Here is a 15922-nt window from a genome sequence, read left to right as displayed (position 1 = left end):
TAAAGAAACTATTAATAAAAAAGAAAGACTGCAATCTTTTGATTCCAGTCTTCTTTCTTACTAATCTTCTCTATAAATAACAAAGCCATTTGGCTGAATGATCAATCGACCATCGGATATATTCCCAAGACTGATTAGATCTGCTTGTCCTCTTTCTAAGACAACGTCTTTCTTCGACTGGTTAAAGTAGGCTTTGAGCATGTTACCTTCATGCTGCCATTCAACTGCCACCACATCCGGCTCTACTTCTTCCAAGCTAACCTTGCCATACTGAATCATACTCGCTACTTCTTTTCGGAGCTGGATCAAGTCCTTCATAAAGTTGAGCATGTCATTGTCCGCTGACACGCGCTCCCATGGCATGACACGGCGGCAATCAGGGTCTGGACCACCGATGAGGGCTAGCTCCGTTCCATAATAAATACAGGGCGTACCCCGTTGCAGATAAAGGAAGGCTAGAGCAGACTTGACAGACTGAAGATCGCCTTTGGCCGTCGTCAAGATGCGCTCTGTATCATGCGAGTCTAAGAGGTTAAACATCACCTCAGAAATCTGCTGCCTGTAGTACATAGACTGGCTATTGATCTCCCAAATGAAGCGTTGGGTCTCCTTATGCCCCCGCAGGAAATAATCCTTGATACTTTCAGAGAGGGGATAGTTCATCACCGCATGGAACTCATCGCCCTTGAGCCAAGGTTGGGACGAATGCCAGATTTCCCCGAGGATATAGAGATCCGGCTTCTTGGCCAAGACCGCTTTACGGAAATCCCGCCAGAATTGATGGTCGATCTCATTGGCCACATCCAGTCGCCAAGCATCAATATCAAACTCTTCAATCCAGTAAGTCGCCACCTTCAAGAGATAGGCCTTCACCTCAGGATTAGCCGTATTGAGCTTAGGCATATAGCCTGCAAAGGCAAAAGTATGGTAAGACAAGTCGCGACTATTCCACAGATTTTCTGAGGAGACAGGGAACTCTTTGATATGGAACCAGTCCTTGTAAATCGAATCCTCCCCGTATTTGACCACATCCTGCCATTGGGGTGAATCATAGCCAATATGGTTAAAGACGGCATCCAGCATAATCTTCATCCCACGCGCATGGGCCTCTTTCACTAGCTGGCGGAAGGTCTCCTTATCTCCAAAATGTCGATCAATTTCAAAATAATCAATGGTATCGTACTTGTGGTTGCTCGGAGATTCAAAAATCGGGCAAAGATAGAGCCCTGTAATTCCTAACTCCTGCAAGTAGTCCAGATGATCGATGATCCCTTGCAAATCACCACCAAAGAAATCCAATACTTGAGGAGCAATAGAGGCATCCCAAGGGCGGACGCCTTCTGGGGAAATGGCTGGATTCCCATTGGCAAAGCGCTCAGGAAAAATCTGATACCAAATCGTCTGCGCCACCCAATCTGGAACAGCACACCCATCAATCTCATGGATAAAGGGAAGCTTAAAGCCGTTCATGACAAAGTCCAGGTTCTCCTCGGTGTAGGCTGCCACACCCCGATCCCCATACAAGACCTTTTCTCCCGCTGTGTCCTCTAATTCAAAGAGGTACTGGATCCGGGCATGGCGGACAGATACCGACACTTGCCAATAATCAAAGAGGTCGTCTGTCGTCACCTTGTCCATTTCCTTAGTTGCCTCATAAAGATCTTCTATAAAAATAAAGGGATCCCCATAGTGTAAGACAATCCGTTTGATATCTTCTTTCTTGGTCCGGATGCGAATGTGGAGCTGGCCGTCCTTATAAAGATAGGCGTACTCTGATTCAGGCCGGTGATAAATCGCTGTTAATTCCATCTGTCTCGTCTCCTACTATACTCTCTTTTCATCATTTACCGTTTTATGCAAACGATTCCATAAACTATTTCTAGTATACTACTTTATAAAAACGTTTGCAAGATTCTGAGAGATAATTTTAGATTCCTCACTTTTTATAATTATATTGCACACAAAAAGCCCAACAATTGGGCTTAAAGATCTTGGTGGAATTATTCTTAAATAGTTATTTCAATATTTTTATTTCTTTAGTACTTCTTTCCAATTATCAATAAAGCCAATATGATGGAGATGAATCGCTTCTTGATAGCGTTGAATAAGTTCTGATAATTCACGTAAAAATCCATCATTCCATTTTTTCTTATCAGGATAAAGGCATTTAATAGCATAAAGTTGAGCCATTAATCTATTTTTTAACTTACTATTTTCATGCATAAAAGAAGGGAGTTGACCAGGGATTTTTGTAAAACTTGTATAGTATAGTCGATTATAATGAGCACAGTAATTTCTTAAAACTACAGCAACTTCTAGATAGGTTCTGATTTGAGAAGATTTCAGATCAACATTGTTAGCAATAGACTGTTGAACATCTGTAGGCGAATCGGCAAAAAATTTTGATGTCATACCAAAGGTGAAAAACTCTACTAAAACCCAAATAGGGAACACTCCATCATATTTTATCTGATGATGTTTATAAATAAGACTTTTCTTCCTATGTTCTAATTCTTTGTCAATACCTTCCAAAAATTCATCATGTTTATGAAATTTATTAAAAGAAGTTTTATCTTTATAGGCTAAAGCTCCGTATAGTTTCCCATGATAGTAGGCAACTTGGGTTCTAAAGTATAATTCAATATCTTCAATATACTTAAAAATGAGCAAGCGTAACTCTGCATCAAAACAGTAAATTTCATAGATCTTTTCCAAAGAAACCTTATTAGAATCATATTTCTGCGTTTCCTTATCACGAAAAGGTAAAAAATAAGCAGTCAGCCTATAATAATTAACTTTCTTCAAAATATCAATCGCAAACTCATCCGATTTGATATCTATACAACCGTGCTCAATTAGTTTAGCTACTTGCTCTTTCCAAGTCTTAAATTCTTTAACATCCATAAAAACTTCCAGATAAAAAAATGTCCGCCTTGTCACATCAAAGAGAGGTGGGCGGTCCTATTAATTACATTATACAGTTTTTACTAGATAATTCAAGTGTTATTCGTATTTTTTAAAATTTACTTACACAATTATTCATACAATCAGAAAATTAAACCTACGAGTATAGTTCAAAAATAGATCATTCTAGTTTGCACTTTCCAGAACGGCCTCTTCTCTCAGTCGCTCCACGTCTTCTACCGTGGGATGCCATCCTTCAATCATATTGGTGCTCAGAGCAAACCAGACGCTCTTAAAAACCTTTTTGTTGTCAAAAATCACACCCATAATCATCATTTTTTCTATATCTACATCTACGGTCATATTCTACCTCCGTCCTATTATTATAGCATATTTTCAATCATTTTAGTTCTCCTATTTAGTACTTACCCTACACAAAAAGCCCAACAATTGGGCTTTCTCATTATCAAAATAACTTATACTCATTCCTTACTTGTATGCCGCTTTCCAAGACTTAGCGCTTGCTCTTCTGACATTTGAACAACCTTAGAAAAATTAGTATTGCGAGGCATACTGTCCAAAGAATACCAATAAACATCCGCACTCCCATTTCTGGCCACATAAACAACTGGAGCTAGTTGACGAGTTGGCTCTGTAGGCTGGACAGGTTGAACTGGCTGTGCAGGCACTGCTGGCTGACTCGGTTGAGGGGCTTGACTTGGTTTCGTCTCTACAGAAGGACTGGCTGGTTGTGGTTGACTACTTGGTTCCGTCGGCACTAAAGATGGCTTGGCTGTCCCCTTCAGATAGTCAATAGTCGCATTCTTAGAGTAGTTATCCAAGGTAACAGTGGTGATCCCATAAGCATCTACCGACTCTTTGGGACTACTTAGATGGATAGGCAGAAGGTTGCCATCTCGATCAATTCCTACATATTGCAAGGTCACCTGCCGAGGGATCAATTCATCCCCCGTATAGACAGGCGTTACCTTATAATCCAGCCAATAATTGGGGTGGGTGGCCAGCCAGCTATCGAGTCGTTTCTCGTAGTAGAGCATGCCCTCCACATTGCTATCCGCTGTCCCTTTATAATTCCCCGTATTGGTCCAGGCAGTTAGAGGAACCAGATTTTTCCCTTCATTGGTCAGACCACTAAACTGATAGCCGATCAAATGCCCTCTATGGAACAACCAGGCCTTCTTTCCTTTATTTCCATAAGCAATCTTATAATTGTGCCAACCAACCGGATTATAGCTGAGACGCGGTTCTCTTTTTTTCTTTGGCTCATCCTTGTCCTGCAGCTGAATATGAGCGGAGGTCGCACGACCTAAATGATCAAAATCCCCCAGTACTAGCTGCTTATTGCCATTAAAAGGCAGTAGATGAAGACTCTGGTAATCGAGTCCAGTTTGCTCAGCTTGAGCCCCTTGAACAACAACCAAGGACATAAAAACCGAGACTATCGCAACAATAACATTTTTCAAAAACCGTTTTGTAACCATGATTGAAACTCCCACATTTCTATCTAGTGATATTATAGCAGAAAAAACGGTTACAGACATAAAAGATAGATAATTTCTTCTCCTATTTCAATTAGATTTTATAATGAGTTTATTTTTACTTTAAATTTCTTTAGTGTACAAAATGCGGACTATTATTTAAATACATATAATGACAAACAACTATTCTAAATCAACTTATATTCATACCACTCTTCATCTACTTTCTGAAATCCCAAAGCCAAAAACATTCTTTGACTTTGAGTATTAAAAGGATAAATTTGAGCAGTTACCTTAACCATTTCTTTCTCTTTGGCCAGCTGTATCATTTCAGAAATACATCGTCTTCCGATCTGTAAATTCTGATACTCTTTGCTGATCACTATAGAAAGTTCCGAGTTATCTTGAAGTGTCACATCTCCAACTAACACTCCCTCATATTGGATATAATAGCAAGAACCATGTGAAGTTAGGTAATCATACATTTTATGAAGTTTTGTTAGATTGTAAATCTGATCAGCATTATCAACTTGTTTGCAAACCTCACTATCTTGATACCAAAGAAGGGAAATGTCATCATTCCTATAATAAGGAATAAGCACTATCTGATCATCTACTATTCTATTCATCATGACTTGTTCTTATTTCTATTTAGACGCTTCCTTCGAAACTTCAATATTCCCAATCAACCAATTGGACATCTTTTTGCCCTTGTCTTTATAAGGGTTGGGAGGAAACAAGGTGAAAGGTGGAATACTGGCATCTGGGAAGAATAGTTCTACGCTTATCGTTCGCTCACGATTATGATCGACGTAGGCTGTAAAATAGATATGGTAATTTCCACTCACATCACCACCATTATCATACTCACCTCTAGCAGTATTTGGTAAGAGCGTAACAGATTTTATGTCTTGCTTTTCCTGAGCTAAGTGTGCGATGATTTCACTCTTAATAGCAGCCTCATGATTTCTGACGAAATTCCCATCATCACTATATCCAGGATGTTCACTAAGAGAATAGAAAACAATGACCATCAGAAAAGGTAGAGAAATTAAAAAAATAATTAGCTTATTCGATTTTAACATGGGGGTCCTTACTAATCTGAATCAATATTAAGAAATCTCACCTTATAGCCATCTTTGGTATATAAAAATTCTAATTGAAGGGTCATATCCACTAATTCTGAATTAGAAGTCATCTCATAGTCAACGGCAAACCCAGAATGGTCATTATAATCATAAATCTCCAATTGAGAATACTCATAAGGTGGATGGAAATTACATGCCACTCCATATTCATCAATCGTGTCAAAATCATTTAATTCAAGTGTTTTTTCAACATATCCAAAGAATTCATTTAAATCGTCAATCTCAAATTCGTCAACATAATTCTTTATATCTTCATAATTTTTTAAGTGAATATCTTTTAAAATATTTGTGATAACCTCTATAACTTTTTCTCTTTTATAACTATCATCTCTCTTTTTAAATCTATCGAAAAATCCCATAGGGAAATCCTTTCTCACTGTACATATTAGTTTACTGAGATGTACTTATCCCATCGCTTTAAGGGCCTATCCAAATAAGAATAAGACTGATTTTTTATCTAATCTAGGAATTATGAATTAATTGCTCCAATTCTACTTCTGAAAGATATCCATGATTGTATAGTTTACTTAACAAGGCTTCATCTACGGTAATTTCATAATAGTCAGTCACAAACTCATGAAATCTCTCAAAGCTATCAAAGAGGTAAGATAGCAACCATTCTCCGCCATCCTGATCTTGGTAAGTCTGTTGATGCGCGTGACCGTCATACCAGATAAAGAAGGTTGTTTCATCTTTTTGTTCTTCTGAATAAAGTGAGACATACTTTTCATCCAGTCCTTTATAAAAACTATCGATGATATCTTGATTCCACTCGTCAGCACCAAACTGGCTTAAACTACTTTCATGATCAAAGCCTTTTATAAGGATCATTTTATCAGTCAAAATCACATCTAAAGAATCACCAGATCCATTATCAATAAGATAGCGGACTCCATAGTCTTCCTCAGTCTTAATCACGAGTCTGAGCCAATCCTCACTCGGATCTGTCAGATATTCGTCAATGACTAGCAAGGCATCTAAGCGAGTCTTTATCTTGTCCCAATTAATCTTTCTCATCTCTAAAAAACCTCCATCTTATTCTTGCTATTTATCAAGATCACAAGCCCTATAACGAGCTGTTAGATAGCCTGAAAAGCTAATCTGAGGGATATTCCACTCATTAGGCAAATAAATGGAACAATCTACCTGATCACCTAGAGGGGAACTTGCTGAGAAGACATATCTTCCCAAATCCTCATTATTAGGATTTCTTTCAACTTGACTCAATCTGCTAGTATTGAACCAGTCTTTAAACAGTAACCAGATTTGCTCGGCATCTTCGTTTAATAGGGAGACTTTCAAGTTGTAGCTAATTCCGACCCTACATCTTTTTTTGAATACTAACTCATCAGCTTTACAAACTTTTATCGATCCCTTATCATACTGCCAGCTATCACTATCTAATAGGGGAAATTGAATAGATAGATTGTCTTTAAATCCCTGCATAGTATCTACTAAATCTTTGGAGGCGGCTTCGAATAATTCTAGTTCTTCCATAGTCTTCTCTTTAATTTTCATAGCGAATCACATTCCGATTTAATCTGCATCAACCCAGATCTGGTATTTTTGACAATGGAGACATCTAAACAAATAACCACAGATAGGCCCGTCTTTAACCAAGTAATCTTCTACATCTTTATATTCTTCACGCCCTTCATAGTCTGCCAAGACTTGCTCAGCGATTCCCATATCCTTCAATTCTCGAGTTCCAACTGTACCCAGGTAAGCACAATAATCTTGGCAACAAGAAAGCCAATATTCTCCCTGCCAACTAGAGTAGCCTGGGGTCTGACAAAAAAGCAGCTGATTCTTTTCTGGATCCAATTCACCCTTCCACTCGGCATCTTGGATAAATTCTGCATCGAATTTTTTGGCTGCTTGACCGTTTGCAATGCAAGTTGGGCAGAGATGTTCTATCTCTTCGATACAATAAGGTATAAGGGTATAATAAACATTGCTTTCTTTCCCACAAGATGGACAAAGCTTGGCTTCTCCTTCAACAAATGAACCTGTAGCTAAGGGATCTGGATGATAGAGAAAATGAGGCAAGTTTTTTAACAAGTCCTGTCTTTGCTTCTTCTCTTCTTTTCTTAGAGGACGAGGAAGGGCAAAACGATCGCCATGACTCTGACTCATTTCTTGTAAACGGCTCAGTTTCTTTATCTGTTTTCGATCAGGTTTGTCTAAGATTTTGGTAAATAAGCTATAGGCACTAGTGTAGAGACCCAATTGTTCATAGAGGTCAACTAAGACTTTCTTTGCTTCTAAATCATCAGACTTAGCTAATTCATCAGCCAAATCATAGAGTTCCGCAACACTGGAAGAATTTCCATCTTGTTCCAGGTATTGCTTTTTTAAAGTAATATACTTTTCTAGAAATGGATTCATGGGACTACCTTTCTAATGGAATATAAAAACCTTAACAAATAGTCACTAAGACATTCCCCTTGTGGTTTAAGATTTCCTTGTAAAAGTCTTTCATTTTGACAAAGCAGGTTAAAATATCATCCTTGATTTCTTCCTCTTCCTCAAGATAATCCCAAATATCAGGATACAAGTCGGCTTTCTTGCATGCTTCCATACTAAAGTCTTTCAAAGCCTTGTCCATATCAAATTCTTCTAAAGCTTGACTGATAGCCGCAATTCTCGATTTTTCAGTATAGGCGATATATTCAGATACATCCTCTAGAGGAGTCACCCCTAAAACAGCTTCTCTCAAGGGATTGTCATCCAAAAATTCTGAACTACTAAATCCTGTCATGACAAAGAGAAGAGCATCCCACATTTTGTCGATATCTATTATGATATCATGAGTGTCAGCGGAGTCCTCAGCAAAGTCTAACAAGTCATCTTCTTGGTTAGAAAGAGCTTTTATTTGTTCTAATTCATTGTCTGGTAAATATTGATAATTGGCAATCATTCCCATGATTTTTCTCCTTTGAATCTTGTAGGATAATACTGATATTTCTAGCTCTATTTCTATAGAAAATGCTATAATGGAGCTAAGAAATTGTTTTAATGAATGTTAAATAAAGGGAAATAGTAATGTTCACTAGTATTGTTTTGGGTTTTTATGCTCTTTTCTTTCTATCCTTATCCTTTACTATCTACCTCTATATCAGACTTGTAGTTGCTGTTAGACAAGGGAAAGCTGTCCCAAAATGGATTTATAAACTTGGCCATGCCATTCAAGGTAGAATTCACGTTGACTATGAAGAAATCACTGATGCTAATGCCCTTAAAGAGATTCATTGGTTCTTGCTGATCTATTTAATCGTAAATCTACTCGTATTGGCTGTCCTCTACTATCATAGTAATAGCTTTCCTCAAGCCATTTATGAATGTTTGAAAAAACAATTTTTCATCGTACTTGTTAGTATGGTTTTAAAAAGTATTGGTAAATTTGTTGTACTGGCTATAAGCAAAAACTTTCATAACAGTCATGTCTATGCATCAACCAACGCTGTTATCGGGACAGCTTTTTTAACAAGTTATGTTTTTATGTTCTGCATGATGATGAGTGGTCTTCCAGCTCAACCAGTTCCAGTAACCATTCAAGATACCACTGTCATCATTGGTGAAACCAAGGCTTCCGAGCTTTTAGACCAAGGCTATACCTTTGGAGATAAAGGCGCAGAGAGTTCCATCACCAATCCCAAAAACGACCACTTCTACTACGGTCAGCTTCTTGAAGTCAAGCGGGATGATCAGTCCTGTGGCTTTATGAGCCTTACTCCTACGGGAAGAGATACTGATCAACTCAAAAACTGCGTCATCACCTATTACAGAACACCTAAGGATAGCAAGCAACTAGAAAAAATTTCCATCAATCATGTCAAGCTAGCAAATCTCAAGCTCCAAGATTTTCAAACACGAAAATTAATCGATATCTTTGAAGTCAATCCAGCTGATTATAATGTCTCTGATAAGGATACCAACTTCATTCTGACTATTCAAACAGCAGATTACGACCTCTGGAAAAGATACCGGATTGAATCCAAGTTCAATTCAGATGGTTCCCTAGATAGCTATGGAGTCAGAGCCCAGCATAGCATGTGGGAATGATTCACCATTTCCCACTTTATCACATAAGCATTAAACTGGAAAAATATCGTCAACAAGTTTATAGGTTTCGATGAATCGAAGGCCAGAGGAACCTTTATCTCTAGTGATTTCTTCATAAATATCTTCTAAATTTTGGGCAGGTGCTAACATCCAAAGACTAAAAGGTCTAAGTTTCACCTGTCCAATTTTTTCAATATTTTCTAATAATTGCCCTAAATCTTTGTGATTGAACCAGCAATCTGTAACGAGAGCAAACTTTGTATTGTCCATCTTACAGGAGATTTGACTGGTCAAAAAATCATCGATGGAGGGCTTTTTTGTTTGTAAGAGGCGTGTGCAAGCCAAATGATACTCAAGCTTTCTAGGACTCTGCTCAACCATAGATACAAAGACAAGACCATACTCATCTTGGAACTTAACAGTAAGGAGATCTCCTTCTTCAAAATAAGGTTTACGTTTAGTTTTGGCTTTAGTGACCTTTAGAGGTCTAGGATTTTCAGTTTGCAACTGGATAGCAAGTTTATCCAAGACCTTTTGCCTTTGCTTCAAAGCCTTTGAATCTATTTCCAACCAAAATGGATCAGCCCCTTTTTTGATAAGCTCCAAGGTTTTATCTCTAATATCGTCTGTCAGGTGACCAATCTTCCACAGTGAGTAGGCAAGAGCAGTCCAATAAATTTCTGTAAAAAAGTCTGTTTGACAGTAATCTTTCTCTGCATCGAGGATATACTTGATGATATTCGTCACATGTTCACCATCTCTATAGCGACCAACTACCTCATTGTAAATATCATAACCTTGATCACTGTCAATGATATTAACGCCATCAATAGCCATTCTCAACTCCTAATGCTCAATCGACACCTTATTGATAAATCTCAAAACTTATTTAATCTTATGCTTGTTCATTTTCTCTTGGAAAATATCTGTAAGAATTTGTTGCAATTCTTGAGCTTCCTTTTCAGGAAGTTGGCCTTCTTGTTCAGCTACTGCATACAACTCCGGATACTCGAGCGAAACTCTCTTAACAGTACATGTAATGGCATGTTTTCTAACAAAAAATGGAATCCGTTTAATCATATCTTGAGGAATTAATGCGATAATCTTATTTTACAAGATAGGTTTTCCTGATTTCCATTTTCATGATAGATATTTCTCCTTAAGAAGCTAGATAGTGCTAGATGTTTCTCTTTACTGCTCAATCCGTCTACTCAAGCAGTGGCATACACTCACAAAGAACTTTGTTTGACTATTGAATATCTTCCATCGCTTCTTTCACATATTCTTCGACATCTTCAATCTCTACAAACAGCGGGTCTAAGTGGCATAAGAAGTGCCAATCTTCGGTGCCGCGTTTTCTGTAGAGAATCGCTTCGCCGTCTTCACTTCCGAAAAAGCTTCTGTCAACTTCATACCCTTTGTTTTCTAGGAATACTTTTGCCTTGCGGAAGTTTGCTTCTCGTGCTTCGACATAAGCTTTCACTTCATCGTTATTCACGACATATGCATCTACTTTTGTAGCTCCTTCGATCATTTTATCGTTTTTAACGGATAGATTCGAAATTTCTTTCCAAATAATGTCCACATTTTCCTCAGAATTAAACGAAAATCTAGATAAAGGGACAATATTTCCATTGAAGACAATCTCCATATAATCCGGTAGATTTTTTGGATTAAAATACTCCACATCAAAACTATCTTCTTTTTCTAAAGTATATCCCGGGATTTGCGCTACAAAGGCTCTTCCCTCTTCTAAAGAATCAAACACGACTAAATCTTTTGAATAATTGTTTTGGTAAAATTCTAATAGATACATCCTTAATCCTTTCAATATTTAGATAGAAGATAGTTTTTTAGCAAACTAATATACTCAACACGTGAGGATAGAGATTCAAGCATTATTTTTACTAAATAGGATTGATTGCTAAAAATTTCACCAGCTTACCTCCTCTTGTCTCATCCTCAATTATAACACGTTTCCACTCACATATCAGATATTTATTATTGGACCAAATAACCTTTTGAAATAGAAAACAAGCTCACCAATTCATCAAGTCTATATTTTTTATGAGATTCTTCATTAATGCTAAAAGATTTACAGTTTAAATTTTATTAAAAATCCTTGTTCATGACCTTACGTAACGATGTATAATAGGTATGAGGAGGTGGGTAATGATGGCTAAATATAGAGCAATTCCGGAAGGATTTATGACAGTGGGGGAACTTGCTAAGAAAATGGGCATTACCATCCGTACTCTACAATATTACGATAAAGAGGGGCTACTTTCCCCATCGGCAGAAAGTGAGGGAGGTCGCAGGCTTTATACCGATAAAGATATAGTGCTACTCCATCAGATTCTATCATTAAAATCATTAGGCTTTTCTCTCAAGGATATAAAGGGGCGTTTGATCTCTTTGAAAACACCTGATGATGTTGCTAAGGCTCTTACAGAGCAAGCAGATATTCTTCGTAAAAATATTGAACAACTTAAGGATTCTTTAGTCGCAATAGAGCAGTTAAAGGCAGAAGTTTTACAAATACAGACGGTCAATTTTAAGAAGTATGCAGACATTATTGTCAATCTACAGATGAAGAATGACTCCTACTCTCTCATTAAGCGCTTTGATGATGATACGCTCGACCAGATACGCAGTCGATTTGACAAAAAAAGCGGGCAAGATTTTATGGATAGGTTGAACCGCCTAAGTGATCAAATCGTAGAGCTTCAGAAAGAAAATGTACCAGCTGAAAGCGAACAATGCCAACAGGTTGTGCAAGAATACTGGAGTTTGATTATGGAGTTTACAAATGGTGATATGAGCATGCTTCCGAAGTTGATGGAAATAGGGAATATTGATACCGCCTCAAACGCTTGGGAAGAAAAGCAAAAAATCGTTAATGATTATTTAGGGCCTGCTTTACAAGTCTATTTTTCAAGGCTTGGAACCAATCCCCTTGAGGAGGTAGAACCATGAAAGACGCAATAGAGGTTTCTGGATTAAAGAAAAGTTATGGTAGCAATATGGTTCTTAGAGGTCTCGATTTTCAAATCAAACAAGGAGAAATCTTTGCTCTGCTCGGAGTGAATGGAGCTGGAAAAACAACAACGCTTGAATGTATCGAAGGTCTGAGAAAATATGACGAAGGCACTATCGTTGTAAACGGGAAAACCGGAATTCAACTACAGTCCTCCTCTCTACCCGCTCACATCAAACCGATAGAAGCCATAAAGCTCTTTGCAAAATGGAATCATACATACATTGATAATGCTATGCTAAAGGCCCTTGGCATAAAAGAAATGAAGGAGTCGCAATACATAGAATTATCCACCGGTCAAAAAAGAAGATTACATCTTGCTCTTGCACTTATCAGTAATCCGGATATTATTTTTCTCGATGAACCGACAGCGGGACTTGATGTTGAAGGAAGACTATCCCTCCATGAAGAAATCCGAAAGCTCAAATCACAGGGCAAGACAATTGTTTTGGCAAGCCACGATATGGCCGAAGTTGAAACCTTATGTGACCGCATTGCTATTTTGAATAGTGGAAAGATCGTCTTTTGTGGTACTCCTTCAGAACTAACAGACAGGTTGGGAAGAAAATATTTCATCCATTTAAAGACCCGGGACGGAGAGGAATCTTTTGAAACAGATACGATCGAGGACACTTTGATTTCATTATTGGAAGAATGCAAACACAAAAATATCCAGATATTGGATATCAAGGTGGATCGTGGCACACTGGAGCAGCATTTCATCGAAATGGCAAGGAGGGGATCGGAATGAAAGGATTCTTATATAGCCTAGCATTACAGTGGAAATTGGACATACGAAGTAAGTCTCTCTTGGTTACTTACTATATTGTACCGCTTATTTTCTTTCTTCTCATGGGTAGTATTTTTACTTCCGTTATGCCTGAAATGGGTAGTACACTCATACAGTCAATGATTGTCATGAGTGTTTCCATGGGGGCCTTTCTCGGCTTACCGCCTTCCTTGATTGAAACATACGGAAGCGACATAAAAAAGATTTATAAAGCAAATGGTGTGCCTATTCACTTAGGACTGGTGACCATGGTTCTCTCTGCCTTTGTTCATTTGATAATGACCTGCATGGCGATCGTACTACTTGCTCCAATTTTATTTAAGGCAAGTCTACCGAGTCAACTTCCCCTATTCTTTCTCGCACTGTCAATCTACATTTTCGTATCGTTAAGTATCGGAAGCATACTGGGCCTTACTGTAAAAAATCAAGCAAAGCTTACCATGATAGCGCAACTTGTCTTTTTACCCTCAATTATGCTCTCAGGAATCATGTTTCCTAGCAACTTACTACCTGATTTTCTTAAACGAATAGGGCGTCTTTTCCCCGCTTCTTGGGGATACTGCTTGATGCTAGATCATGGCTTGGGTCTTGAAAATCTTTGGTATCTGATTCTTGTATCCTGTATCTCAGTAATGACTTGTATCCTCCTCTTGAATCAGCAAAAATCTAACTAGGTGCCTGAATAAATCCATAGCAACATTAACTATTAAGCAAAAAGCGACGAGATTATTACTTATCTCGTCGCTTTAGTGTTTTTGGTTGTCTTTATCTAATCTCTGTTATGTTATTGAAACTTCTTGCTCCCATCGCCTAAGCACATCTTTTAAAGGCTCATCAAGATAGGTATAGGCCTTATCTTTAATCCAATCAGGTATGCCATAAGCTGCTTCTGCTATACTTCCTGTGATAGCAGCAAGAGTATCACTATCCCCACCAAGAGAGATGGCATTTCGAATTGCATCTTCAAAATCTGTACTTTCAAGAAAGGCAATGATAGCCTGAGGTACTGTATCCTGACAAGTTTCATTGAAACGATAGCTAGGACGAATTTCATTCAGAGATTGAGAAAGATTATAGCCATACTCCTTCTCTATTTTTTCCTTGATACGTTTCTTACACTCTATAGGGTTATCATTGATTGGTTGCCCGTAGTCACTACAGTAGCCCCCAAAGTAATACCGACACATAAAGATAGCATCAGACGTCGCCATAGCTCCTTTGACGCCTTCTGGATGATTATGAGTCACCTCTGCGGAAAGTCGAGCAAGAGCTCTGCTAGTTGGCCAGGTACCTGTTCGTGCACAATAGCAACAAGCCATGACCCGAGCACAGGGAGAAACACGCATGGCAGAGCCATTGCCAAAGCTATTATAAGGGGCGCGGTCATTGCTATGAATCCATGCGTCAAACCTAGCACCATAACCAGCATCAGGATACATCCTACCATACTTCTTCATGGCATCAATAAAGTCATCCTTCTGACCGCCATTCATGATGGCTTCAGCAACAGCACAGGTCATAACCGTATCATCAGTAAAAAAACAATCCTCACGAAATAATGGAAAGTCTTTCGTTTTAATATTGTCCCATTCGTAAACAGAACCAACAATGTCTCCAACTATTGCTCCTAGCATCAGATTCCTCCCTATTACATATCAGATTCATTAAACATTTCCAATGAATCGCTCTTTAAAAATGGCTCAACCAAATCAACCCACTCTTGAGGTAGATAAGCTGATAAATAGCCGTGGTTATAGCCTTTAGCTTCATACAGGATCGTATTGGGATGGAGCTGCTGAAATAATTTCGCTGATGCTTTCACACAGTTTAATTCTTTTTCACCGTAGATATACAGAACCTGCGCCTTGCTAGCAGAAATCGTATCCTTGAGCTTGTAACGCCCCATATAGGTTTTGTAAATAGTCACTAATGTTTTGATAGGCGTCCTTGGCAGATCCTCCAAATAATATGCTTTTATCTCCTCTGGATAGGCCAGTTTAGGATAGAGTTTGTTCATCATGCTTAATTGAAGTTTACAAGAGAATTTACTGAACATCAGTTTACCAAATAGTGATACTAGAAAGATGCTGAGTTTAGCTAACCCTGGTTGAGGAATACAGAGGCTTCCGTCTATGATGGCCTTCTCGGCAATTTCGCTGTCTAAGGACAAAAGCTCCATAGCAATTTGACCACCAAGTGAAACACCACCAATCGCAAACAACTTCCCGCCACAGTGTTCTTTGATATAGTCTAGGATCTCCAAAGCAGAATCTTCCGTAGAAACATAATCGAGTTGGTACTCTTCACCGTGACCATTCAAAGTAGGTAAAATAACACGGTATTCTTCTGATAAGATCCGTGCTTGGCGAAGATAATTCCACCAAGAACTGCCACCGCCATGTATCAGCAAGATAGGAGGCAAATTCTTATCACCAAATTCATGGAATTTCATATTTAAACTCCTTACTGTAAGACTTTC

Annotated in this window: 20 protein-coding genes; 4 read left to right on the top strand and 16 right to left on the bottom strand. The window is 38.3% G+C overall.

From position 1 onward, the window contains the following. Positions 1 to 60 precede the first annotated feature (60 nt). From GMC92_RS01295 to GMC92_RS01250, 11 genes are all read right to left on the bottom strand, one after another. Positions 61 to 1809: a glycoside hydrolase family 13 protein gene (locus GMC92_RS01295; RefSeq protein ID WP_155199499.1), complete on the bottom strand. Its 1749-nt coding sequence runs from the start codon at positions 1807 to 1809 to the stop codon at positions 61 to 63. Between the two features lie 219 nt (positions 1810 to 2028). Beyond that, positions 2029 to 2904 carry an Abi family protein gene (locus GMC92_RS01290; protein ID WP_155199498.1) on the bottom strand — a complete coding sequence of 292 codons (876 nt, stop codon included), beginning with the start codon at positions 2902 to 2904 and terminating at the stop codon, positions 2029 to 2031. A gap of 186 nt (positions 2905 to 3090) precedes the next feature. After that, entirely contained in the window at positions 3091 to 3267 is a 177-nt protein-coding gene (locus GMC92_RS10720) for a hypothetical protein (protein WP_173019392.1), read from the bottom strand. Positions 3268 to 3386: 119 nt separating this feature from the next. Next, the gene (locus tag GMC92_RS01285; RefSeq protein ID WP_155199497.1) at positions 3387 to 4406 is read right to left on the bottom strand and encodes a DNA/RNA non-specific endonuclease; all 1020 of its coding nucleotides are present in this window, start codon (positions 4404 to 4406) and stop codon (positions 3387 to 3389) included. 185 nt (positions 4407 to 4591) lie between these two features. Next, positions 4592 to 5035, bottom strand: a complete 444-nt coding sequence (locus GMC92_RS01280; protein WP_155199496.1) for a GNAT family N-acetyltransferase — start codon at positions 5033 to 5035, stop codon at positions 4592 to 4594. Between the two features lie 15 nt (positions 5036 to 5050). Continuing rightward, positions 5051 to 5488 carry a hypothetical protein gene (locus tag GMC92_RS01275; RefSeq protein WP_155199495.1) on the bottom strand — a complete coding sequence of 146 codons (438 nt, stop codon included), beginning with the start codon at positions 5486 to 5488 and terminating at the stop codon, positions 5051 to 5053. A gap of 11 nt (positions 5489 to 5499) precedes the next feature. Then, a complete protein-coding gene (locus tag GMC92_RS01270; protein ID WP_061455498.1) occupies positions 5500 to 5910 on the bottom strand; it encodes a DUF7668 domain-containing protein in 411 nt (136 codons plus the stop codon). A gap of 103 nt (positions 5911 to 6013) precedes the next feature. Continuing rightward, positions 6014 to 6568: a hypothetical protein gene (locus GMC92_RS01265; RefSeq protein ID WP_070674179.1), complete on the bottom strand. Its 555-nt coding sequence runs from the start codon at positions 6566 to 6568 to the stop codon at positions 6014 to 6016. 27 nt (positions 6569 to 6595) lie between these two features. Further along, on the bottom strand, positions 6596 to 7069 hold the full coding sequence (locus GMC92_RS01260) for a hypothetical protein (RefSeq protein ID WP_173019391.1): 474 nt from the start codon (positions 7067 to 7069) through the stop codon (positions 6596 to 6598). 18 nt (positions 7070 to 7087) lie between these two features. After that, a complete protein-coding gene (locus GMC92_RS01255) occupies positions 7088 to 7939 on the bottom strand; it encodes a CbrC family protein (protein ID WP_155199493.1) in 852 nt (283 codons plus the stop codon). A gap of 31 nt (positions 7940 to 7970) precedes the next feature. Beyond that, positions 7971 to 8477, bottom strand: a complete 507-nt coding sequence (locus GMC92_RS01250) for a YfbM family protein (protein ID WP_118094899.1) — start codon at positions 8475 to 8477, stop codon at positions 7971 to 7973. A gap of 119 nt (positions 8478 to 8596) precedes the next feature. On the opposite strand from GMC92_RS01250, the gene GMC92_RS01245 reads away from it, so the two are divergent. Continuing rightward, complete coding sequence (locus GMC92_RS01245; protein ID WP_155199492.1) at positions 8597 to 9616, top strand: hypothetical protein; 1020 nt, start codon at positions 8597 to 8599, stop codon at positions 9614 to 9616. A gap of 30 nt (positions 9617 to 9646) precedes the next feature. On the opposite strand, the gene GMC92_RS01240 is transcribed toward GMC92_RS01245, so the two are convergent. The 3 genes from GMC92_RS01240 to GMC92_RS01230 all read right to left on the bottom strand — a co-directional run bounded on the left by GMC92_RS01240 (position 9647) and on the right by GMC92_RS01230 (position 11432). Beyond that, positions 9647 to 10453 (bottom strand): hypothetical protein, encoded by an 807-nt coding sequence (locus GMC92_RS01240; protein WP_155199491.1) that lies wholly within the window; start codon positions 10451 to 10453, stop codon positions 9647 to 9649. A 48-nt stretch (positions 10454 to 10501) separates the two neighbouring features. After that, on the bottom strand, positions 10502 to 10696 hold the full coding sequence (locus tag GMC92_RS01235) for a hypothetical protein (RefSeq protein ID WP_155199490.1): 195 nt from the start codon (positions 10694 to 10696) through the stop codon (positions 10502 to 10504). 169 nt (positions 10697 to 10865) lie between these two features. Then, positions 10866 to 11432: a hypothetical protein gene (locus GMC92_RS01230; protein ID WP_049472763.1), complete on the bottom strand. Its 567-nt coding sequence runs from the start codon at positions 11430 to 11432 to the stop codon at positions 10866 to 10868. A gap of 356 nt (positions 11433 to 11788) precedes the next feature. Between GMC92_RS01230 and GMC92_RS01225 the strand changes: the two genes are divergently transcribed. The 3 genes from GMC92_RS01225 to GMC92_RS01215 are packed head-to-tail and all read left to right on the top strand — an operon-like array spanning position 11789 to position 14117. Then, on the top strand, positions 11789 to 12592 hold the full coding sequence (locus tag GMC92_RS01225; RefSeq protein ID WP_173019380.1) for a MerR family transcriptional regulator: 804 nt from the start codon (positions 11789 to 11791) through the stop codon (positions 12590 to 12592). Beyond that, complete coding sequence (locus tag GMC92_RS01220; RefSeq protein ID WP_049472761.1) at positions 12589 to 13404, top strand: ABC transporter ATP-binding protein; 816 nt, start codon at positions 12589 to 12591, stop codon at positions 13402 to 13404. The genes GMC92_RS01225 and GMC92_RS01220 overlap by 4 nt, the downstream gene beginning before the upstream one ends. Further along, on the top strand, positions 13401 to 14117 hold the full coding sequence (locus GMC92_RS01215) for an ABC transporter permease (RefSeq protein ID WP_155199489.1): 717 nt from the start codon (positions 13401 to 13403) through the stop codon (positions 14115 to 14117). The genes GMC92_RS01220 and GMC92_RS01215 overlap by 4 nt, the downstream gene beginning before the upstream one ends. A 105-nt stretch (positions 14118 to 14222) precedes the next feature. Here the strand turns inward: GMC92_RS01215 and GMC92_RS01210 are convergent, their stop codons facing one another. Both GMC92_RS01210 and GMC92_RS01205 read right to left on the bottom strand, forming a co-directional pair. Next, positions 14223 to 15077 carry an ADP-ribosylglycohydrolase family protein gene (locus GMC92_RS01210; protein WP_155199488.1) on the bottom strand — a complete coding sequence of 285 codons (855 nt, stop codon included), beginning with the start codon at positions 15075 to 15077 and terminating at the stop codon, positions 14223 to 14225. 14 nt (positions 15078 to 15091) lie between these two features. After that, positions 15092 to 15895 (bottom strand): alpha/beta fold hydrolase, encoded by an 804-nt coding sequence (locus GMC92_RS01205; protein ID WP_070589193.1) that lies wholly within the window; start codon positions 15893 to 15895, stop codon positions 15092 to 15094. Between the last annotated feature and the right edge of the window lie 27 nt (positions 15896 to 15922).

It is taken from the genome of Streptococcus parasanguinis (assembly GCF_009717775.1).
Lineage (GTDB): Bacteria > Bacillota > Bacilli > Lactobacillales > Streptococcaceae > Streptococcus > Streptococcus parasanguinis_AG.
Note: the sequence above shows the minus strand (reverse complement) of the source record. Positions and strands in the feature narration are given on the sequence as shown.